This is a genomic window from Photorhabdus sp. RW14-46 (assembly GCF_963887965.1).
In the GTDB taxonomy this organism is placed as follows: domain Bacteria; phylum Pseudomonadota; class Gammaproteobacteria; order Enterobacterales; family Enterobacteriaceae; genus Photorhabdus; species Photorhabdus laumondii.
The window spans coordinates 37,438-56,524 of sequence record NZ_CAWPHH010000013.1; the positions used below are offsets into that span (position 1 = coordinate 37,438).

The window sequence follows — 19,087 nt, forward strand, 5'->3', positions numbered from 1 at the left end:
ACGTTTTGTCTCTAATAGAGAAGTACAGGGCATGGATGCCCATAAATCCCACAAAATAACGCATAAAAACACGATAAAACGGAGATGCTACCGTGCAGTATCAACGCCTATTCACAGTAATTTTTCTATATATTGTCAGTATAAATTTCGCTATCGCTGGTGTCGTCATTGGTGGAACCCGTGTTATTTACATGAGTGACAAAAAAGAAGCGTCTATTTCTATAAGCAACCCGGAGAAAGATGCACCTTACCTAATTCAATCTTGGATCCAAGATGAAAATGATAATATGAAGACTCCTTTTATCGTTACTCCTCCGATCTTTAAACTCGCAGCAGACCATGAAAATATCCTGCGTATTGTAAAAACAGAAAGTAACCTACCTCAAGATCGGGAATCACTTTTTTGGTTAAATGTAAAGTCTATTCCTACCTCGGTGAAATCAAATCAGAATCAATTACAAATAACAGTTAAGTCAAAGTTTAAATTGTTTTACCGCCCTGCAAATTTGGCAGAAAAGTCAAGTACCGCATACAAAGAGATCAAATTCCGTACGGAAAATAATTCATTGATCGCAGAGAACCCCACCCCTTACTTCATTTCATTCTCTTACCTTAAAGTAGATCAACATGAAATAAAACCTGCGGGCATGATTAAACCCTTTAGCCAACTAAGCTGGCCTCTGCCGGCAAAGAACATAAAACAGGTAAATTGGAAAGCAATTAATGATTTTGGTGGTGCTACTGCCGAGGAAAAAACAACCATTTAATAAAACCACTACATTACTCTACGCCAGAAAATTAATTATGGGAAAGTGCTCACAGCATAAGATTAATAAGCAACCATACAATATTGAACATTCATGGCTCTTATTATTGCCATTTATAGCTGTTGGCGTACTTTTTTACCCGGCTAAAACTTATTCTGAAGATTATTTCAACATTCATGCTCTGGAAATAGGCACTGATTTTGGCTCACCTGAAGACATTGATCTCTCTATTTTCACGCAAGATGACTATCCGCCCGGTATTTACTGGGTAGATATTTACCTTAATAGAGATAAAATAGATACCAGGAACGTAACCTTTGTCACGATAAATAATAAATTGCTGCCCAAGCTGACAATTCAGCAATTACAAGATATGGGAGTAAAAATTGATAGCTTTCCAGAGCTGATCAGTTTACCACCAGAAACAGAGTTGTCTGATCTAAGTCAATATATTCCATCAGCAAGCACCACCTTCAATTTTAGTCAGCAAAGACTGGATATCAGTATTCCACAAGCAATATTAAGCAGTCAGGCAAGAGGTTATGTTTCGCCTGAATTATGGCAGCAAGGATTAACTTCATTACTGATTAACTATAATTATAGTGGTTCAAATACCTGGCAAGATAATCCATCTGGTTCTACGCAAACCCATTATCTGAATCTTCGAACAGGTGCTAATTGGCAAGCATGGCGCTTACGCAATTATTCTACCTATACCAGTCGTGATAAGAGTTGGAAAAGTATTAACACCTATTTACAACGAGATATTCACGTACTAAAAGGACAATTAACGCTAGGTGACAGCTTTACCCCCTCCTATATTTTTGAGGGTGTTCAATTCCGTGGCTTACAGTTAGTTTCTGATGACAATATGTTACCAGACAGCTTACAAGGTTTCGCCCCTAGTGTCCGAGGAATTGCTCAAAGTAATGCTCAAGTTACAATCAAGCAAAATGGCTATATCATTTATCAAACTTATGTTTCACCGGGTCCATTTGTCATTAATGACCTTTTCCCAACCACAACAAGTGGAAATTTGGACGTTATTATCAAGGAAGCAGATGGTCAGGAATATCGATCTACTCAGTCTTTTTCGACTATACCGATTATGTTACGGGAAGGAGGCTTGCAATATTCGATAACACTAGGCCAATATCAATCATCAAATAATCGTGGGCGAGAGCCTAATTTTACCCAAGGCGCATTAGTCTATGGCTTTTCTAATAATATCACTGCCTACGGTGGTACGATTTTTTCAAAAGATTATCAATCCGTTGCTTTAGGATCAGGTTATAATTTTGGTATATTGGGTTCTCTCTCTTTTGACATCACTCACGCTAACACCGATTTACCATCTAATATAAGTACCAAAGGGCAATCCTATCGTTTTCAATATGCAAAAGACCTCTCATTAACAGGAACTAATTTTACTCTGGCAGGCTATCGTTATTCGACTCACGGTTTTTATGATTTTAAAGAAGCCAATGATATAGAGAATTCCAATAAAAGCGACTGGCGTTACCGCACCAATAAAAGAAGCAAATTACAACTGCATATTAATCAATCTCTGGGAAATTTTGGCAGTTTATATCTGTCCGCCTTTCAACAAAATTATTGGCAACAACCTGGCTATGAACGTAATATCAACGCAGGTTATAGCACCAATTATAATAATATTAATTACAGCCTGAATTATACCTATAGCCAACTTCCAGATACGAATAAAAATGAGCAGCTTTTTTCATTCAGCATACAGATTCCATTAGATCGCTGGCTAAAGAATAGCTGGACCAGTTACAATTTTAATACCAATAAAAACAAAGATATTTCCCACCAAGTAGGTTTAAGTGGCACAGCGCTGCAAGACAATAATTTAATTTATAGTTTACAGCAGAGTTACACCAATCACGGTACTGGCGCTGGCGGTCATATTCATGCGGAATATAAAGGCGCTTATGGTCAACTTAGTACTGGTTATAGTTATGATCGTCATTCTCACCAATTGAATTATGGCCTTCAAGGAGGCATTGTTGCTCACCCATACGGCATGACGCTTTCACAACATTTGGGAGATACATTGGCATTAGTCCGGGCTGATGGCGCTCAAGGAATAAAGATCCAAAATAATGTTGGTATTGCTACCGATTGGAATGGTTATGCAGTTATTCCTTATGTCAACAGTTACCGGAAAAATCGGATTGCACTGGATACGCATTCATTAGCAGATAATGTCGATATTGACGTTAATGCCCAAACCGTTATTCCTACTCGTGGGGCATTAGTCCTGGCCGATTTTAAAACCCGGATAGGTCACAGAGTTCTCATCAATCTCTATTATCAAGAAAATCCTATTCCTTTTGGTGCAGTTGTCACATTAGAAAAACACCATGACATTGATGAAGTAAATAGCGCTATTGTCAGTCATGAAGGGCAAGTTTACCTTACTGGTTTACCTGATAGTGGACGATTATTCGTTAAATGGGGCTATAAAGATATTCAGGAATGTGTCGTTAATTACAACTTACCGGAAAAAACTCCTTTATCTGGTATTTATATAATAGCAGCTCACTGTAAATAACCACCCACAGGAAAACGCTATGTTTAATATTTACAATAAATTTAAATATTTTCTCATTATCACCAACTTATTAATTGGTTTGATAGTCAGTTCTTATAGTTTTGCCGCTAACTGCCAGTTTGAAAAAGGATTTAAACCAGAAATCACTCATCTCTCCTTTGGAACCTTATATGTGCCAAGAGATCAAGCTATTGGCACAACCATTTACGAATATCGTGCAGATGAATTAGATAATAAAAATAATATCTTCTATTGCGATACAAACATTAATACATCATGGGGATACACATCCTACAAAAGTGCAGAATACAACAAGGATGCTATTTACGAGTCCGGCGTCCCCGGTGTTGGTATCAGAATAAATACTTGGGGCCCCGGCTATGGTATCGACTGGTTACCCCGTATTGCTAATAACCCTGTAAGCTGTGACAATTCTGGTCGTTGGTATTGTGGTAAAACATGGGGTTATCTGACAATTCAGCTAATAAAAATAGCACCAACAACAGGTTCTGGTTTTGTCAGAAACGAACAATTAATTCAGGCACGGGTAAATAATCATATCGTGCATACTTACCGTTTGGGAAATACCCGAATTATTACTAAAAGCTGCTCACTGAAAAATAACAACGTTACTGTCCCTATGGGCGATATCAAAAAAAGCGATTTTTCTGGCATTAATAGTATCGCAGGAGGGAAGGATTTTGAGGTTATTTTAGATTGTGATGATGATGTCCAGATTCAATTAATGCTTGACGGAAAGAAAGCAAAAAATAACTTATATCATGTCTGGGCGCTTGATCAAAATGATAATCGCACAACTGCTTCCGGTGTGGGTATGCAAATTCTTTACAACAACCAACCTGTCATTATCCATTCACAAATAAATATTGGTAATAGCTATTCAGGTGGGAAGTTATCTATCCCTTTACACGCCCGCTATTTTCAGACCGATCGCAATATTACCCCTGGGCAGGCAAATGTAACTGCAACAATGACTTTAACTTATCAGTAATAAATTTATCTGCATCAGTTATAGAAAGGTTATTTCTTGACTGATGCGCTGTTATGTTATTATTTTTATCTGAAAAATTTTTAAGAAAATTCAGCAGATTACGATAATTAACACGTTATGCATTAGTGATAATAGCATCAATTGCTGAGAGAATTTCTCCTCGGGAAATGACAACATTACATATAAAATCTTTTTTCTTTATTTTATTGGCGTCAAGGAATGTAATAGCCGGAGTAAATACATAATATTTATCACCATTGATATCAACTACCGGCGTAATACGTTTACGAGTTAGTTCCATTTCTCCTGTTGAAGTCAGTGGAACAATTAATCTTGTTGATAAATTTTCAAAATAATCATGCTGAATAACCAGATAATAAGGCCAAAATTTATTAGATTTTGCTGAAGGATTACGATAAACATCAAATTGCGACATCAAAGGCTCCCAAAAAACTCATCATCAGTAATTATCCCTGCACGTTCTAAGAACTTATTAATTACCTGTATACTCTGCGCATCTTCCTTTTGCTCACATTTTTTAGCTTCTACAGCCTGCGCCAAAAGTTCATCCAGCGTAGCCGATAAGTTCATATTCAGGCTACGGGCCGCGTCTACCAGATCTGTTGTGAGGTATACGTTAGTGCCCTTCTTGGCTCCAGGCCGCGTAACAATTGTAGATCTCATAGTATGACCTCCTATGCTTAAAGTTATGCGCATAATTGTAATCCAATGAACCTAAAAGAAACAAGGGGATTTTAGTGTAGGGTTTTATTTTTGAGTGAATTAATCTAAGAGCTAATCTTACGGATTACGGATTTTCTTAGAAAGGTTTTTCTTCCATCATACCTTTAATGCTCTTTCCTATCCCTTCATTCATTTAAATCTTAATTTATTAATTTACAAAAAATTTATTTTATTTACAAAATTATGCTTTTAAAAATGTTTATTAAGTTTAAAGTTAAATTTCTTAATATTTACTAATGGAAACAAGTTATGACGTGGAAATATTCACAAGGCACTGGTGTACTTACACATAATGGCTCTTTTATTGCAAAGGGCTATAGCGGTCATGGAGCTGGAATAAATAATCCCTCTATGGAACAGGTTGAAGGTGAAGGGCCAATTCCTCGTGGTTATTACAGAATCAACGGTTATTCTAACTCAATAACCAAGGTTACCGTGATATTAGATCCTATTATGGGAACTAATACGTTTGGACGCTCTCTTTTTAGAATACATGGTGACAGACGGGATGGCACATACCGTCAGGCATCACATGGCTGCATCATTATAAACGGCTATAATCTCAGAAAAGAGATAGCCAACTCTAGCGATACAATTCTGGTAGTCGAATGAAAAAACTGATCCTGTTTTTAATGCTAGTATCATTTAACTCACTGGCCGTGGATCGCCATATTACAGCTAAAAATCCATATCCGAATTTAACACCAGAGCAATTGAGCCTACAAATAAAACAGCAAGGTGCAAGAGCAGTAATTAAAAATATGCCAGAAGGGGATAACGGAGAATGGAATTATATAACAGATCATATTGCAAGTGGAGATATAATATGGCTCAAGGTGGCTCCTTTACTTGCAAAGGGAAGTGATGCCCATTCATCAGAAACGCTATCAACAGCATTAGCAACTGCATTACCTAAAAACGTAAACGGAGTATTATCTATTCTTGATGATTCCAATGTTTCAATTAGCACTGATTCTGTTTGTTCGCTACCTTTTTATCAAGGAACAGAAGCAGAATTAAATCAGTATGTCGTTGATAGTATTCGGGCACTGTATAAAAGTAAAAGTGGTGAAAAATGCTTACAAAAGCTTATTTCTGCCACCGGTAATTCAAAATCGTTTTCTGAATGAGATTAATAATGGCTATTCCTTTATATATGTACATAAAAGACGACGGCGGAGCAGATATTAAAGGTTCCGTTGATGTCTATGGTAGAGAAGGCAGTATTGAGATTTTAGGTCTTCATCATAGCGTCAGTATCCCCACTGATGATAATACAGGAAAATTAACTGGAACGAGGAAACACCTTCCATTTATGATTGAGAAAGAAATTGATTCGTCATCCCCATACCTTTATAAGGCATTAACCACGGGACAAACGTTAAAATCAGCAGAGTTAAAATGGTATAAAGTAAATGAACATGGGCAAGAAAAAGAGTATTTCAATACTTTCATGGAAAATGTAAAAGTGGTTAATATTGTTCCTGTTATGCTCGATATAAAAGACGTTTCAAAAGAGAAATTCAATCATATGGAAATCGTTGAACTTCGCTACGAAAAAATTACCTGGAAGCACAATGATGGAAATATAGTTCATTCTGATAGTTGGGCTGAAAAGGTATAACTACTTATCCCTATAAGCGATAATATGTATTAGGTTAGACTTGAGCTGACAGTTACCGGTAGTTTATGTAGGTCTCTGTCAGATTAAAAGTGTTTACTAGGTACTGATTATGATTTTAGAGTAGAAGATAAATGCGATACAGAGCGAAAGCCAGAGACGGCAAGCCAAGTATCCAAAGAATAATGGTTAATTGCATACCCTTTAATTTGCCATCAAAAGACAATGAACTCTTTTCAATAGATGACTCAATTCGAGATATAGCGTTATCAAATTTGTTCTCGATTTCTGTAAATCTAGCGTCAAACTTGCCCTCTACTTCTGTAAGTTTGGAATCAAATCTATTCTCTGACTTTGTTAATCTGGCATCAAACTTGCCTTCTATTTCTGTAAGTTTGGAATCAAATCTACTCTCTGACTTTGTTAATCTGGCATCAAACTTGCCTTCTATTTCTGTAAGTTTGGAATCAAATCTACTCTCTGACTTTGTTAATCTGGCATCAAACTTGCTCTCTACTTCTGTAAGTTTGGAATCAAATCTATTCTCTGACTTTGTTAATCTGGCGTCAAACTTGCCCTCTACTTCTGTAAATTTGGAATCAAATCTATTCTCTGACTTTGTTAATCTGGCGTCAAACTTGCCCTCTACTTCTGTAAATTTGGAATCAAATCTATTCTCTGACTTTGTTAATCTGGCATTAAGCTGTTCTTCACTTGGTTTCTTAGACAAAGTATTATTGATTACATCTAATTTTTGCATGATAACAGCAACGTCGGTCTTCATTGTGCCAACATCACTGATGACTGATTTCAGATCAGCCTTCACATCGCTCATTGTGGCTTTGATATGCTCAACGTCTGATTCAAGTTTTGCTACACGAGCTTCCAACATATCACCACCTCCACCACCATTGCCGTTTCCATACTTCATAGTATTGGGCAAATGTTTATGACTTTCAATAGTTGCTATATCATTGGCAGAGAATTCGTAAATCTTAGCCATCACTTACCTTCCACTTTAGATGTAACAACAAAATAACTCTCATTTACGTCTATACCCGTTATCTTTCAAGTTGCCTCTTTGTTGGCTGCACTCACTCACCCCGGTCACATAGTTATCTATGCTCCCGGGGATTCGCTCCCTTGCCGTCGCGATGCATCTCGAAATCCATAGGGTATATAACTTTGCTATCTGCGCTGCCTAATTCCCCCGAATACAGCTCACCAATAAGCTTATAAACACCTTCATTGGGCAAGTGAACCCTCTTTAATGTCATTGATGAAACCATAATATATTGGTCTGTAGACGTAAAACCAGACAAGTGAATGTATGCTGTATCATTTCCCTTATCTTGATCATCAAGAACCGATTTATCATCAAAGAACACGTCAATTTTAGTGTAATACAACTCATCTTTACGCAAGAAAACGCCTAAAGCTACATTAAGATACTCTACAGATGGAAAACTATCAGCATATATCCACATACTAGGAGGGTGCATCACATCAATTAACATTCCTTGTCTGATATGTACCGGGTAAGCAAATGATATTTGCTCTAACGTCATGATATTCCTCATATGTTTACTGCTGCTTCACATTCGATACTATTGCTTCTGTAAGAACAAATCCATAACGGCAATCTCCGTTTGGTGGACAGGACTTAATTAAAACAAAGTGCTGGATAAAAAACCAGCACTTTGTCAATAACCTGAGCCACCTTTAGTCTTCTTTGATCAGGAAGCAATTTGCTCCATCGTTTGCAAAATTCTCTTATCCGAGACCGGATATGGCGTGCCCAGTTGCTGAGCAAACAAGCTGATCCGCAGTTCTTCAATCATCCAACGAATCTCTTGCACCTCAGGTAACTGTTTCTGTTGCAGTGATAATTTCGCCAGCCATTGCTGCCACTGTTGCTGAACATTTTCGACACGCCCCATTTGCGCTCTATCTCTGTGCGGATCAATCGCCAATTTTTCAATACGGCGCTCAATGCCTTGCAGATAACGCAGGACATCCGGCAAACGTTTCCAACCATTAGTGGTAACAAACCCTTTGAAAATCAGACCAGAAAGCTGCTCTTTGATATCCGATAACGCCAAGGCCAGCGAAATATCAATTTTCCCCTTAAGGCGTTTATTAATAGCAAAAATGGTGGTGAGTATCTGTTCCACTTGCTTAGCTATTTCCACGACAGTATCGTTCAACTCAGCCCGAACTTTGTCCTGTAGCTGAATAAAACCTTGCTCATTCCAAGCGGGCCCACCATTCACTGTCATCAATTTATCCACACCACAAGAGATGCAATCGTCAATCAAATCCAATACCTTGCCATAAGGATTAAAATAGAGCCCCAATTTGGATTTATTCGGCAATTTCTCATGTAAGTATTTAATTGGTGAGGGAATATTGAGCAACAACAGGCGACGGGTACCTTCCCACATGGCAATTTTTTGCTCCGGTTCGGTTTCAAACAATTTGATACCGATACTCTCTTTTTCATCCACCAGCGCTGGAAATGCTTTGACCGAGTAACCACCACGTTTCTGCTCATACCGTCCCGGTAATTCACCAAAACTCCAAATGTGCAGCCCACTCTGTTCAATTCCATCATCAGCAACAGCGGAAAGTGTCTCCTGAACTTTCTCTTTCAAGCGTAATTTCAGTGCAGATAAATCTTTACCTTCCGCGATAGTCCGATTCTTCTCTCCTACCACTCGAAATGTCATTTTGAGGTGCTCTGGTACTTGCTCTAACTGCCAATCATCACGTGACACCGTAACACCCGTCATTCGCCGTAACTCTTTCTCAAAGCTATCTAACAAGGTTGATTGCGGTTGAGCTACCCGCTCCATAAATGCCTGAGCATAGTTTGGTGCAGGGACAAAATTACGACGAACCGGTTTCGGCAATGATTTAATCAGCGCAACAACCAGATCATAACGAATACCGGGGATCTGCCAATCAAACCCTTCATCCTTAACCTGATTCAACACCGGCAGCGGAATATGAACTGTCACACCATCAGCTTGCATGCCCGGCTCAAACTGGTAACTAAGCCGTAATTTCAATGCCCCCTGATACCAGTAATTAGGGTAATCCAGCGCACTGATTTTATCGGCATCGCCTTTGATCAACATATTTTTTTCAAAATTAAGCAAGTCCGGTTGCTCTTTACCTGTCTTCATCCACCAGCGATCAAAATGGCGAGCAGAAACCACATCCTGAGGTAGCCGTTGATCATAGAAACTAAACAAGGTTTCATCATCCACCAAAATGTCACGACGACGGGATTTATGTTCTAGCTCCTCAATTTCCTCACGTAATTTCAGATTCGCTCGGAAAAATGCATGTCGAGTTTGCCAGTCGCCTTCCACCAGCGCATGGCGGATAAACAACTCACGGCAGAGCATTGGATCAATTTTGCTGTAATTAACCAGACGACTAGCCACAATTGGCAAACCATATAAAGTGACTTTTTCCCTAGCCATTATCGCACCCTGAGATTTTTGCCAGTGCGGCTCGCTATAATGATACTTCACCAGATGCCCGGCTAACGGTTCAACCCATTCAGGTTCTATTCGCGCAGCAATACGTCCCCACAAGCGACTAGTTTCAACCAATTCCGCTGCCATTGACCACTTAGGTGGTTTCTTGAATAAGCCAGAACCAGGAAAAATAGCAAAACGGGCATTACGCGCACCAGTATATTCCTGTTTATCGGTATCTTTTTGGCCGATATGAGATAACAGCCCAGAAAGTAACGCAGTATGAATACCTCGGTAATCTGCCTCCTGACTATTTACCGACAGGCCAATTTCTTTCACAACTTGTCGTAACTGGGTATATATATCCTGCCACTCTCTGACTCTCAGATAGTTAAGATAATCTTGACGGCAAAGCTTGCGAAATTGTGAAGAGGAGAGTGCCTTTTGCTGCTCTTTCAAAAAATCCCATAATTTCAGAAATGCAATAAAATCGGAGTCTTTATCAGCAAATCGACGGTGTTTCTCATCAGAAGCCTGCTGTTTCTCCAGTGGCCTCTCTCTTGGGTCCTGAATAGATAGCGCAGAAGTGATAACCATCACTTCACGTACACAACCATGTTGACGAGCTTCCAATACCATACGCGCCAGCCGAGGATCAACCGGGAGCTGAGCAAGCTGTCGCCCTATTGATGTAAGACGGTAATGACTCTTAGCCATTGCGCCTTGGTCAATAGCCCCAAGCTCCTCCAGAAGCCGAACACCATCCTGAATATTACGTTTATCAGGCGGTTGCACAAATGGAAATGCACTGACATCCCCAAGACCAATTGCCGTCATTTGCAGAATGACCGATGCCAGGTTAGTACGCAGGATTTCTGGATCAGTAAACTCTGGCCGAGAAAGGAAATCGTCTTCTGAATACAGCCGGATACAGATCCCGTCAGATACACGTCCGCAACGCCCCTTTCGCTGATTAGCCGACGCCTGTGATATGGGTTCAATCGGCAATCTCTGTACTTTCGTGCGATAACTGTAACGGCTAATACGTGCATACCCGGTATCAATCACATATTTAATTCCCGGTACCGTCAACGAGGTTTCTGCCACGTTAGTTGCCAGCACAATTCTCCGCCCCGTATGTGACTGGAAAATCCGATTCTGATCACTGTTAGAAAGACGCGCAAATAATGGCAGTACTTCGGTATGACGCAGATTCAGTTTATTCAGCGCATCGGCTGTATCACGAATCTCCCTCTCTCCACTCATAAAGATCAGAATATCCCCAGGCCCTTCACGGTTGAGTTCATCAACAGCATCAATAATGGCCTCAAGCTGATCCCGCTCTCCACCATTATCTTCCCCCATGACAGGACGATAACGCACTTCTACCGGATAGGTTCGACCAGAAACTTCGATAATTGGCGCATGATTAAAATGGCGAGAAAAGCGCTCAGGATCGATAGTCGCGGAGGTAATGATCACTTTCAGATCGGGACGTTTTGGCAGTAATTGGCGCAAATAACCCAGAATAAAATCAATATTCAGACTGCGTTCATGCGCCTCATCAATAATGAGCGTGTCATACTGTTTAAGTAGCCTGTCATTTTGCAGTTCCGCCAGCAAAATACCATCGGTCATCAGTTTAACCAACGTGTTATCACCCACATGATCACTAAACCGGACTTTATAACCAACAGCAGAACCCACGGAGGTTTCCAATTCTTCCGCCAGACGATTGGCAACCGCGCGAGCAGCCAATCGGCGGGGTTGAGTATGACCGATAATGCCTTTTATTCCCCGACCTAGTTCAAGACAAATTTTCGGGATCTGGGTTGTTTTACCCGAACCGGTTTCACCGGCAATAATGACAACTTGATGGTCACGAATAGCTTTGTAGATATCATCTTTCTTCTGGCTGACGGGCAAGTTTTCTGGATATTTGATCGTTGGACAAGCAGCCTGACGGTTAATGATTTTCTGAGACTCTTTCACTTATATTGATCCTTGTAACTTCTTAACTTTACTGATTAGCCAGCTTTTATTGATGACGCAGTTCTTATTGATAACATGGTTCTTATTGACGACTATAGTAGCATATCCTATTTATTGGCAATAATTTCAGCTGATATTTCCACCACGTTATATCAACGCGGATAAAAGTCTTTCAATAAATTTGAATCCTATTCTCTAAATATTGATCTGTTACCATAAGTCAATAACTCATAAAATAACTATATCGTGATTAACAAATGAATTACCAAAAGTTAACTTAAGGAATAAACATGAGTAAAGTTCTGGTTCTTAAATCCAGCATTATGGCGCAGCATTCACATACTAACCAAATGGCAGATTTCTTCATTGAAAAGTGGCAAACCAATCATGCCGATGACAGCATTACAGTACGCGATCTGACTGCACAATCCATTCCTGCTCTAGATAATGAACTGGTTCATGCATTGCGTCCGAGTGGCAATGAAATGACCGCTCGCCAAAAAGAGACGTTAGCACTATCTGACGAACTGATTGCGGAATTGCAGGATAATGACGTTATTGTTATTACTGCACCTATGTACAACTTCCACATTCCAACCCAACTGAAAAGCTATTTTGATATGATAGCGCGTGCTGGCGTGACTTTCCGTTATACCGAGAATGGCCCAGAAGGTCTGCTAAAAGGCAAACGAGTCATCATCCTGACCAGCCGTGGCGGCATCCATAAAGATGGCCCCAGTGATCTGTTAGTGCCTTATCTGCGTCTGTTCCTAAGTTTCATTGGGCTCACTGATATAGAGTTTGTATTTACCGAAGGTGTCGCGTTAGGCCCTGATGCCGCAAATCAAGCGCAACAAACCGCCCGTGAAGTTTTGCAAGCAATAGCTTCCTGATAGCCACTTTTTTGTTCATAGTTCATACATTTATATTGCTGTTTTTTGCGCGTCATTCGACGCGCTTTTATTTCTTCAACCACTTACCATTAATACCACGCACATACTCACCAGGTTCAGCTCTATTCACCAATTTTTCGCCAGTAAGTTTAGCCACTTGCTCTGTAGAAATATTATTGCCAGCCGCAATTTCTGCGTATTTTTTCTCACGGGCTTGATTAATTTCTGCCACCAAAGCTTGTGCCTGATTATCTGTTTTCACTATAGCCAGATAACCACTGAAAGTTTCACCAACCAATCCTTTCTGCTTTGCCTCATTCAGAGTCATTCCTACAACGGAAGAGCTGAACAATACACTAGCCAATAACAATATTCCCGTACCTGTTCTCTTCATCATGCCAACCCCCTAGAATAAACCCGTGTTATTCTTGAGCATCTCTTCAACTTGCCTGTCTACTTTTATCTGAATTTCATGCTCAATTTTGACATTCATATTAATATTAATGGGCTTCTCCGGTGTTGCCACTTCAAGGCGTATACAACCTGACAGCATTAAAGGCCCCATTGATAGTAAGAACAGCTTCATTCCAGTTTGTTTTGTCATTTATCACTCCCATTTAATACAGAGATATTTTGCTGTAACCAATCTTCAAGATTGTTGCCAAACCGTAAGCTGCGCCATAAGTGAAAGATATTCTCTTCATGATGGTAATTCAGCTTGACTTGCCGTTTTTTATCTCTTAATGAATTAACACCTTGAATTTCAGCGCTAAGTGCCAGAATCCCTAAATTATCAAGACTGAGCTGCGCCCGTAAGCGACTGATTTCTAAATAGCGTAACCAATCCATAGCGGCACCAGCGGAAATATTATCTTTGTTAATGGAATCTACCGTGTCTTTATCCAGACGTAAGGTCATATGGTCGATATTGGTAATCTGACCTTGCTGAACTATCCAACGTTCATTATTAATAAACAACGGCAATTTTCCGCTGATTTTGCCGGATATCGCAAATTGTTTGACTTTCAACACAGTAAGAAGGCGACTTAACTCCAATTTATCAAGCGCCAAAATAGCAGGATGATGCTGAGGAAGCCTTAATTTATCTAAGTTAATCTGTCCATCCAATATACCTACATTCACATTAGTCAATTCCAGCGGTTTTTGTTCCGATGGTGGATAAAATCCCTGTAAGTCCGCCGTCAAGTTACGCATTTCAAACAGGTTATTAATCGTTTTCACTCGTAGTTGAACCGGCGATTTAACACCAAATTGCCAGATACTCTCTTTCAGCCGCCACGGTAAGACAAAATCAAGTCCACTGATTTCACCCTCTTTAAGCCACATGCTGCCATTTTTTACTACCCAGTGTCCCCCCGCAACAAAACCTTGCCCTCGTGTGGCAGAAAAAGCGGCCTGCGCATAAAGATCACCTGATCGTAAATTTATGCCTAAATCTTTAGGTACCAACGGCTGAAATGCAAGTAAGGATTGAGTAGGCCAACGCGCTTCACCACGCAATCTTGCTCCATCCCAACGACTGTAAAAAGGGATCGGACCAATATTTCTTGATGAAAGATCACCATTAACAATAAAGTTATTCGGGCTTTCTCCTGTCAATTTTGCTGTCAGCTCAGCAGGGGGCAAAAAGCCACCGGACCGAAATGATGTTTTCTTCGCTGTCAGCCGTAACTCACCCTTAAAGGCGGGCGATTTCTCTGAACGTTGCCATTCCAATGGTTTTGTTAATTGTAGACGCGGCGTATCCACCCGGATCATACCGTGCTTAATCACATTAAAACCGGTAGTCATTTCGTTGACGTTAATCAATGTGTCATGCCAACGCCCTTTTCCAACGATATCCCATTTAGCCTGTAGTGGCGGCAAATAGCCATCTCCCCAATAGTTCCAACGCCAATAGCCTTTATCCGGCATAAAATCCTCGGCATGACCATCTAGATGCAAACGGAATTTTCCCCAGTCACGGTGTTGCGCATTAACAATCGCCTGTAACCGACCCGTAAAACCTTCACGTGTCAGATAAGTTCCCGCTAACGGTGATCGGGCATCTTTAACCATAAACTCATCAGACAATCGCCCCCAAACCCGAAACAACGAACCTGACTGGAAAGTCATTTTCGGATTAACCAGCGGACCATCAATTATCGCAGGCAATGACATAGCCATCATCATATCCTGCACATTAATCTGACCCGTTAATTGCAAAGGAAATTGCGTATTTAATGAATTTATCCGGCCCGGTTTTATCGTTAACACAATATTCGCTTTACCACGTTTACCCTGAGTGACCAAATTTATACGACCACTCATTAGCAGGTTATCCAACCCTTGTTGCCAATGAGCAATCTTAATATTCACTCCTCCCGCAAGAGGTTGTTCCGCACTCGTCCACTGCCATTTACCATCAGTAATATCAAACTGGTCTTGGTTAAACTGCCAAGGCAATTCGGCCAAAGGTACTGTTGTCCCCTCTTCGCCGATAATAAGTTTGCCGGATGTCCCTCGCCAACCTAACTTGATATTCAGCGGGTGCGCATATTGCCTGGCAATAATTTTACCTTTTACATCACCATGAGGCGGTAATTTGTCCACATTAAGAGGTAATGTCATTTCACCATTAAGGCTGATTTCCTGTTCTGGTAATTTAATTGCCAGTTGGTCAATAACTAGCGATTCCTTACCATAAATATGCGCTGACAATTTAACCTTCTTCCCCTGATAACTGAGTTCTTGCCCCTGAGAAGAGGAATTGAATTCTAGTCTTCCAGCAAAATCTTGCCAGGGATGAAAAGAAAGATTTTCCACGGACAAACTTCCCTGTGGAATAAGAGCTAAAATATCAGCAACAGACAGTGGATCATGGCTTTGTGTCGATTTAGGTAACTGATTTAGGCAATTGATATCCCCGCTAATATCTGCGGCATTTAATCGCCAATGATAACTGTTATCTATCTCTGAATATGGGTAACTAACAGATAATCGCGATACACGAATAAGCCTGCAATCCTTCACCTGCAATGAAATATCATCCAATTGCAAAGCCCCATTTTTCCATTTTGGTTGTTTCAATGAAACCATCATACCTGGAGGTAACCAGCGACCAGTGACCTTAGGTAACCAATGAGGAATAGAAAACCATCCCACTGCTATCAGCAATACCGATAACATCAGTATGGTAATGAATATTTTTAACCCTTTGGTTATCAATTCCTTGCTCTCCTTATTAAGCCTTAGATCGGTTACTTCTATTGTTATTCCATAATTTAGCAGACACGTCTTAAACTAAGACATTGATTATTAAGAAAATTATGTTGAACATATAGGGGAACAACAAGCAATACACTTATAGAGTTAATTAATTTATTGGTTTATTTAACCCTTTACGTCAGCAATAATTTAAGCCCAAAACAATTTATTAGCTACTTAAATTATAGCGGAGATAATTCCATGAAATTAGTCGTTTACAGTACCAAACAGTATGACCATAAACATCTGGAGCAGGTCAATAAAAAGCTCGGATTTGGTTATGATTTCGAGTTTTTCGATTTCCCTCTCAGTTCAAAAACGGCCAAAAACGCTACTGGTGCAGACGCTGTTTGTATTTTCGTCAACGATAATGCTGACCGTAAAGTGCTTGAAGAATTAGCTGAAATGAATATAAAAATCCTCGCATTACGTTGCGCAGGTTTTAATAATGTCGATCTAGATGCAGCTGAAGAATTGGGTATTCAGGTTGTACGGGTTCCAGCCTATTCCCCTGAAGCTGTTGCTGAACATACCGTCGGATTAATGTTGTGCTTAAACCGCCGTATCCACCGAGCTTATCAACGTACCCGTGACGCCAATTTCTCTCTTGAAGGCTTAATTGGCTTCAATATGCACAGCCGTACAGCGGGAATTATCGGAACCGGCAAGATTGGTATTGCAACTCTACGTATTCTTAACGGATTTGGTATGCGTCTGCTAGCTCATGATCCCTACCCCAATCAAGCTGTTTTGAATCTCGGTGCTCAATATGTCGATCTGGGTACGCTGTATGCACAATCCGACGTCATATCTCTTCATTGCCCGTTAACACCAGAAAATCATCATCTGCTGAATGAAGTTGCTTTCAGTAAAATGAAAAACGGCGTAATGATCATCAATACCAGCCGAGGGGCTCTAATTGATTCCGTCGCAGCCATTAACGCATTAAAACAACAAAAAATTGGCGCTCTGGGTATGGATGTTTACGAGAATGAACGCGATCTCTTCTTTGAAGATAAATCTAATGACGTAATTCAAGATGATATTTTTCGTCGCTTGTCTTCGTGTCATAACGTGCTGTTTACCGGTCATCAGGCATTTCTGACAGAAGAAGCCTTAACCAGTATCAGTGAAACTACGCTGAGAAATATCCAGCAATTAATCAACGGAAAAAATTGCCCAAATATTGTTAGTAAGTACCCTTAAAATAATATATAGGAGATAAACATGAAAAAAATACTACCTTTGGCAACAGCAACTTTATTGTTAGCCACATTCCAAGCGTCTGCGGTAGAAAACGTGTCAGTTGATGATTTACAACGTCACAAATTTGTTCTAGTGAGCGTTAATGGCGAAGGCGTGAAAAATCAAGATGGTCGCGTACCAACCATTGAATTCGGGGAAAAAATGCATGTTTCTGGTTCCATGTGTAATCTCTTCATGGGTCAAGGTAAACTGAAAAATGGTGTACTGACCGTTAAAAACCTGGCCAGCACTCAGATGCTTTGCTCTGATGAAAAATTGAATAGATGGGATTACCTGATTGGTCAAGTATTAGCCGATGGCGTTAAGGTGAAGTTGAAAGATCAAAAACTGACACTATCTCACCCCGACAATACATTGGTTTATAAAGTTAAGTAATCAAAAAAATCATTTATAACGTTAGCATTAAACATTTAGCAGAGTGAAATTCCTTGAATGGACTCAAGATTAAACTCTGTTTATCCAAATGTTTTATGTGTTAGGTGCCGGAAATTATTCTCCGGCACTTCCAGATATAATATCTAAGCAATAAATTTACCGCAGACATTAAACTTTTAAACATTATAGGAGAACCAAAATTGACATAAATAAATATAGATAATATAACTTATTTTTAACTTATTCCTTCTAACTTAAATAAAGAGTTATACACTTTTTACATTTAATAAATAGTTTACTAACTAAATAAAAGGAAATAATTTATGTCCAATATTGCACTGACTGATATTCAATTTATCAACCTCATGAACGAAATGCGCCAACACGCAAGGCATATGTTAAGTGGTTCTAAAACTGAACCATTTATGCCATCAACACCTGAACTCCAGGCATATGCAAATATGCTTGGGGAACAATACGAAAGTATAGATATTACTGAAAACAAGGAAGTAGATGGTATTATTAATCAATTGAAAGATTCCGTGAAATCTGGTGCTAATTCAACAGTAAACGTCTCTAAGACAAGTGTAACTAATAGCACACAGAAATATCAGGAAGCGATTGCCACTGATCCAGACAATGCAGACCAAGACTGGATCGATAACATGAATAAATCTCGTCAAAGAACCAAAGATGAGAACAACAGACAAATTGATACAAGTTACGATAAAGCCATTCAATTCGGATTACAATTTCCTAATGCCAGAGCAGCAATACAAAGTTTTATGGAAAAAACTAATGCATTCTTCTCCAGTTTATTTGGCAGACTTTCAAATTTTATACTTGATGCCGCCAGGCAACTCTCTGAATGGATAAGCAGAGCATGGGAATCAATTAAATCGTTCTATGATAAAATTAATGTTTGGATTTCCGGCGCTTTGTAATTAATTGATAATGGTTCGAGTTAGTTCGAACCATTATATACCCGTTATCTTTCAAGTTGCCTCTTTGTTGGCTGCACTCACTCACCCCGGTCACATAGCTCTCTATGCTCCCGGGGATTCGCTCCCTTGCCGCCGCGATC

18 protein-coding genes and 1 pseudogene are annotated in these 19,087 nt (G+C 39.8%); 10 read left to right on the plus strand and 9 right to left on the minus strand.

The genetic code is table 11. The features are described 5' to 3' along the window. Positions 1 to 92 precede the first annotated feature (92 nt). From AACQ38_RS12545 to AACQ38_RS12555, 3 genes are read left to right on the plus strand one after another with little or no spacing between them, the layout of a single operon-like run. Positions 93 to 767 carry a fimbria/pilus periplasmic chaperone gene (locus tag AACQ38_RS12545; protein WP_165578273.1) on the plus strand — a complete coding sequence of 225 codons (675 nt, stop codon included), beginning with the start codon at positions 93 to 95 and terminating at the stop codon, positions 765 to 767. Then, positions 724 to 3,345, plus strand: a complete 2,622-nt coding sequence (locus tag AACQ38_RS12550; RefSeq protein WP_339367047.1) for a fimbria/pilus outer membrane usher protein — start codon at positions 724 to 726, stop codon at positions 3,343 to 3,345. Before AACQ38_RS12545 ends, AACQ38_RS12550 begins: the two co-directional genes overlap by 44 nt. 19 nt (positions 3,346 to 3,364) lie before the next feature. Continuing rightward, positions 3,365 to 4,357 (plus strand): fimbrial protein, encoded by a 993-nt coding sequence (locus AACQ38_RS12555; protein WP_109791522.1) that lies wholly within the window; start codon positions 3,365 to 3,367, stop codon positions 4,355 to 4,357. Between the two features lie 115 nt (positions 4,358 to 4,472). Here the strand turns inward: AACQ38_RS12555 and AACQ38_RS12560 are convergent, their stop codons facing one another. Both AACQ38_RS12560 and AACQ38_RS12565 read right to left on the minus strand, forming a co-directional pair. Continuing rightward, positions 4,473 to 4,796, minus strand: a complete 324-nt coding sequence (locus tag AACQ38_RS12560; protein WP_173362508.1) for a CcdB family protein — start codon at positions 4,794 to 4,796, stop codon at positions 4,473 to 4,475. Then, complete coding sequence (locus AACQ38_RS12565; protein WP_011146408.1) at positions 4,793 to 5,041, minus strand: type II toxin-antitoxin system CcdA family antitoxin; 249 nt, start codon at positions 5,039 to 5,041, stop codon at positions 4,793 to 4,795. The genes AACQ38_RS12560 and AACQ38_RS12565 overlap by 4 nt, the downstream gene beginning before the upstream one ends. Positions 5,042 to 5,350: 309 nt before the next feature. Here AACQ38_RS12565 and AACQ38_RS12570 point away from each other — a divergent pair, with 309 nt between their 5' ends. From AACQ38_RS12570 to tssD, 3 genes are read left to right on the plus strand one after another with little or no spacing between them, the layout of a single operon-like run. Next, entirely contained in the window at positions 5,351 to 5,713 is a 363-nt protein-coding gene (locus tag AACQ38_RS12570; RefSeq protein ID WP_011146407.1) for a tlde1 domain-containing protein, read from the plus strand. Beyond that, positions 5,710 to 6,231: a hypothetical protein gene (locus tag AACQ38_RS12575; protein WP_165578274.1), complete on the plus strand. Its 522-nt coding sequence runs from the start codon at positions 5,710 to 5,712 to the stop codon at positions 6,229 to 6,231. Before AACQ38_RS12570 ends, AACQ38_RS12575 begins: the two co-directional genes overlap by 4 nt. Before the next feature lie 8 nt (positions 6,232 to 6,239). Further along, the gene (gene tssD / locus AACQ38_RS12580) at positions 6,240 to 6,725 is read left to right on the plus strand and encodes a type VI secretion system tube protein TssD (protein WP_112872317.1); all 486 of its coding nucleotides are present in this window, start codon (positions 6,240 to 6,242) and stop codon (positions 6,723 to 6,725) included. A 115-nt stretch (positions 6,726 to 6,840) separates the two neighbouring features. Here tssD and AACQ38_RS12585 read toward each other — a convergent pair whose 3' ends face one another. The 3 genes and pseudogenes from AACQ38_RS12585 to hrpA form a co-directional block, all read right to left on the minus strand. After that, on the minus strand, positions 6,841 to 7,725 hold the full coding sequence (locus AACQ38_RS12585) for a hypothetical protein (protein WP_113049499.1): 885 nt from the start codon (positions 7,723 to 7,725) through the stop codon (positions 6,841 to 6,843). Positions 7,726 to 7,837: 112 nt separating this feature from the next. Further along, positions 7,838 to 8,290: a hypothetical protein gene (locus AACQ38_RS12590; RefSeq protein WP_165578275.1), complete on the minus strand. Its 453-nt coding sequence runs from the start codon at positions 8,288 to 8,290 to the stop codon at positions 7,838 to 7,840. 168 nt (positions 8,291 to 8,458) lie between these two features. After that, positions 8,459 to 12,190: pseudogene (hrpA, locus tag AACQ38_RS12595) on the minus strand (ATP-dependent RNA helicase HrpA); the annotation flags it as partial. Between the two features lie 302 nt (positions 12,191 to 12,492). On the opposite strand from hrpA, the gene AACQ38_RS12600 reads away from it, so the two are divergent. Then, positions 12,493 to 13,095, plus strand: coding sequence for an FMN-dependent NADH-azoreductase (locus tag AACQ38_RS12600; protein WP_058588717.1), 603 nt, complete (start codon positions 12,493 to 12,495; stop codon positions 13,093 to 13,095). 67 nt (positions 13,096 to 13,162) lie between these two features. Here the strand turns inward: AACQ38_RS12600 and AACQ38_RS12605 are convergent, their stop codons facing one another. The 3 genes from AACQ38_RS12605 to AACQ38_RS12615 are packed head-to-tail and all read right to left on the minus strand — an operon-like array spanning position 13,163 to position 16,323. After that, entirely contained in the window at positions 13,163 to 13,489 is a 327-nt protein-coding gene (locus AACQ38_RS12605; RefSeq protein ID WP_011146402.1) for a YdbL family protein, read from the minus strand. Positions 13,490 to 13,501: 12 nt separating this feature from the next. After that, the gene (locus tag AACQ38_RS12610; RefSeq protein ID WP_011146401.1) at positions 13,502 to 13,699 is read right to left on the minus strand and encodes a YnbE family lipoprotein; all 198 of its coding nucleotides are present in this window, start codon (positions 13,697 to 13,699) and stop codon (positions 13,502 to 13,504) included. After that, the gene (locus AACQ38_RS12615; RefSeq protein WP_207631858.1) at positions 13,696 to 16,323 is read right to left on the minus strand and encodes a YdbH family protein; all 2,628 of its coding nucleotides are present in this window, start codon (positions 16,321 to 16,323) and stop codon (positions 13,696 to 13,698) included. The genes AACQ38_RS12610 and AACQ38_RS12615 overlap by 4 nt, the downstream gene beginning before the upstream one ends. Positions 16,324 to 16,563: 240 nt before the next feature. Between AACQ38_RS12615 and AACQ38_RS12620 the strand changes: the two genes are divergently transcribed. The 3 genes from AACQ38_RS12620 (at position 16,564) to AACQ38_RS12630 (ending at position 18,947) form a co-directional block, all read left to right on the plus strand. Beyond that, complete coding sequence (locus AACQ38_RS12620) at positions 16,564 to 17,568, plus strand: 2-hydroxyacid dehydrogenase (protein WP_165578277.1); 1,005 nt, start codon at positions 16,564 to 16,566, stop codon at positions 17,566 to 17,568. A 21-nt stretch (positions 17,569 to 17,589) separates the two neighbouring features. Then, the gene (gene hslJ / locus AACQ38_RS12625; RefSeq protein ID WP_011146398.1) at positions 17,590 to 18,003 is read left to right on the plus strand and encodes a heat shock protein HslJ; all 414 of its coding nucleotides are present in this window, start codon (positions 17,590 to 17,592) and stop codon (positions 18,001 to 18,003) included. Between the two features lie 323 nt (positions 18,004 to 18,326). Continuing rightward, on the plus strand, positions 18,327 to 18,947 hold the full coding sequence (locus AACQ38_RS12630; RefSeq protein WP_058589216.1) for a hypothetical protein: 621 nt from the start codon (positions 18,327 to 18,329) through the stop codon (positions 18,945 to 18,947). On the opposite strand, the gene AACQ38_RS12635 is transcribed toward AACQ38_RS12630, so the two are convergent. Beyond that, positions 18,919 to 19,041 carry a hypothetical protein gene (locus AACQ38_RS12635; protein ID WP_255563020.1) on the minus strand — a complete coding sequence of 41 codons (123 nt, stop codon included), beginning with the start codon at positions 19,039 to 19,041 and terminating at the stop codon, positions 18,919 to 18,921. The genes AACQ38_RS12630 and AACQ38_RS12635 overlap by 29 nt on opposite strands. Positions 19,042 to 19,087: the final 46 nt, after the last annotated feature.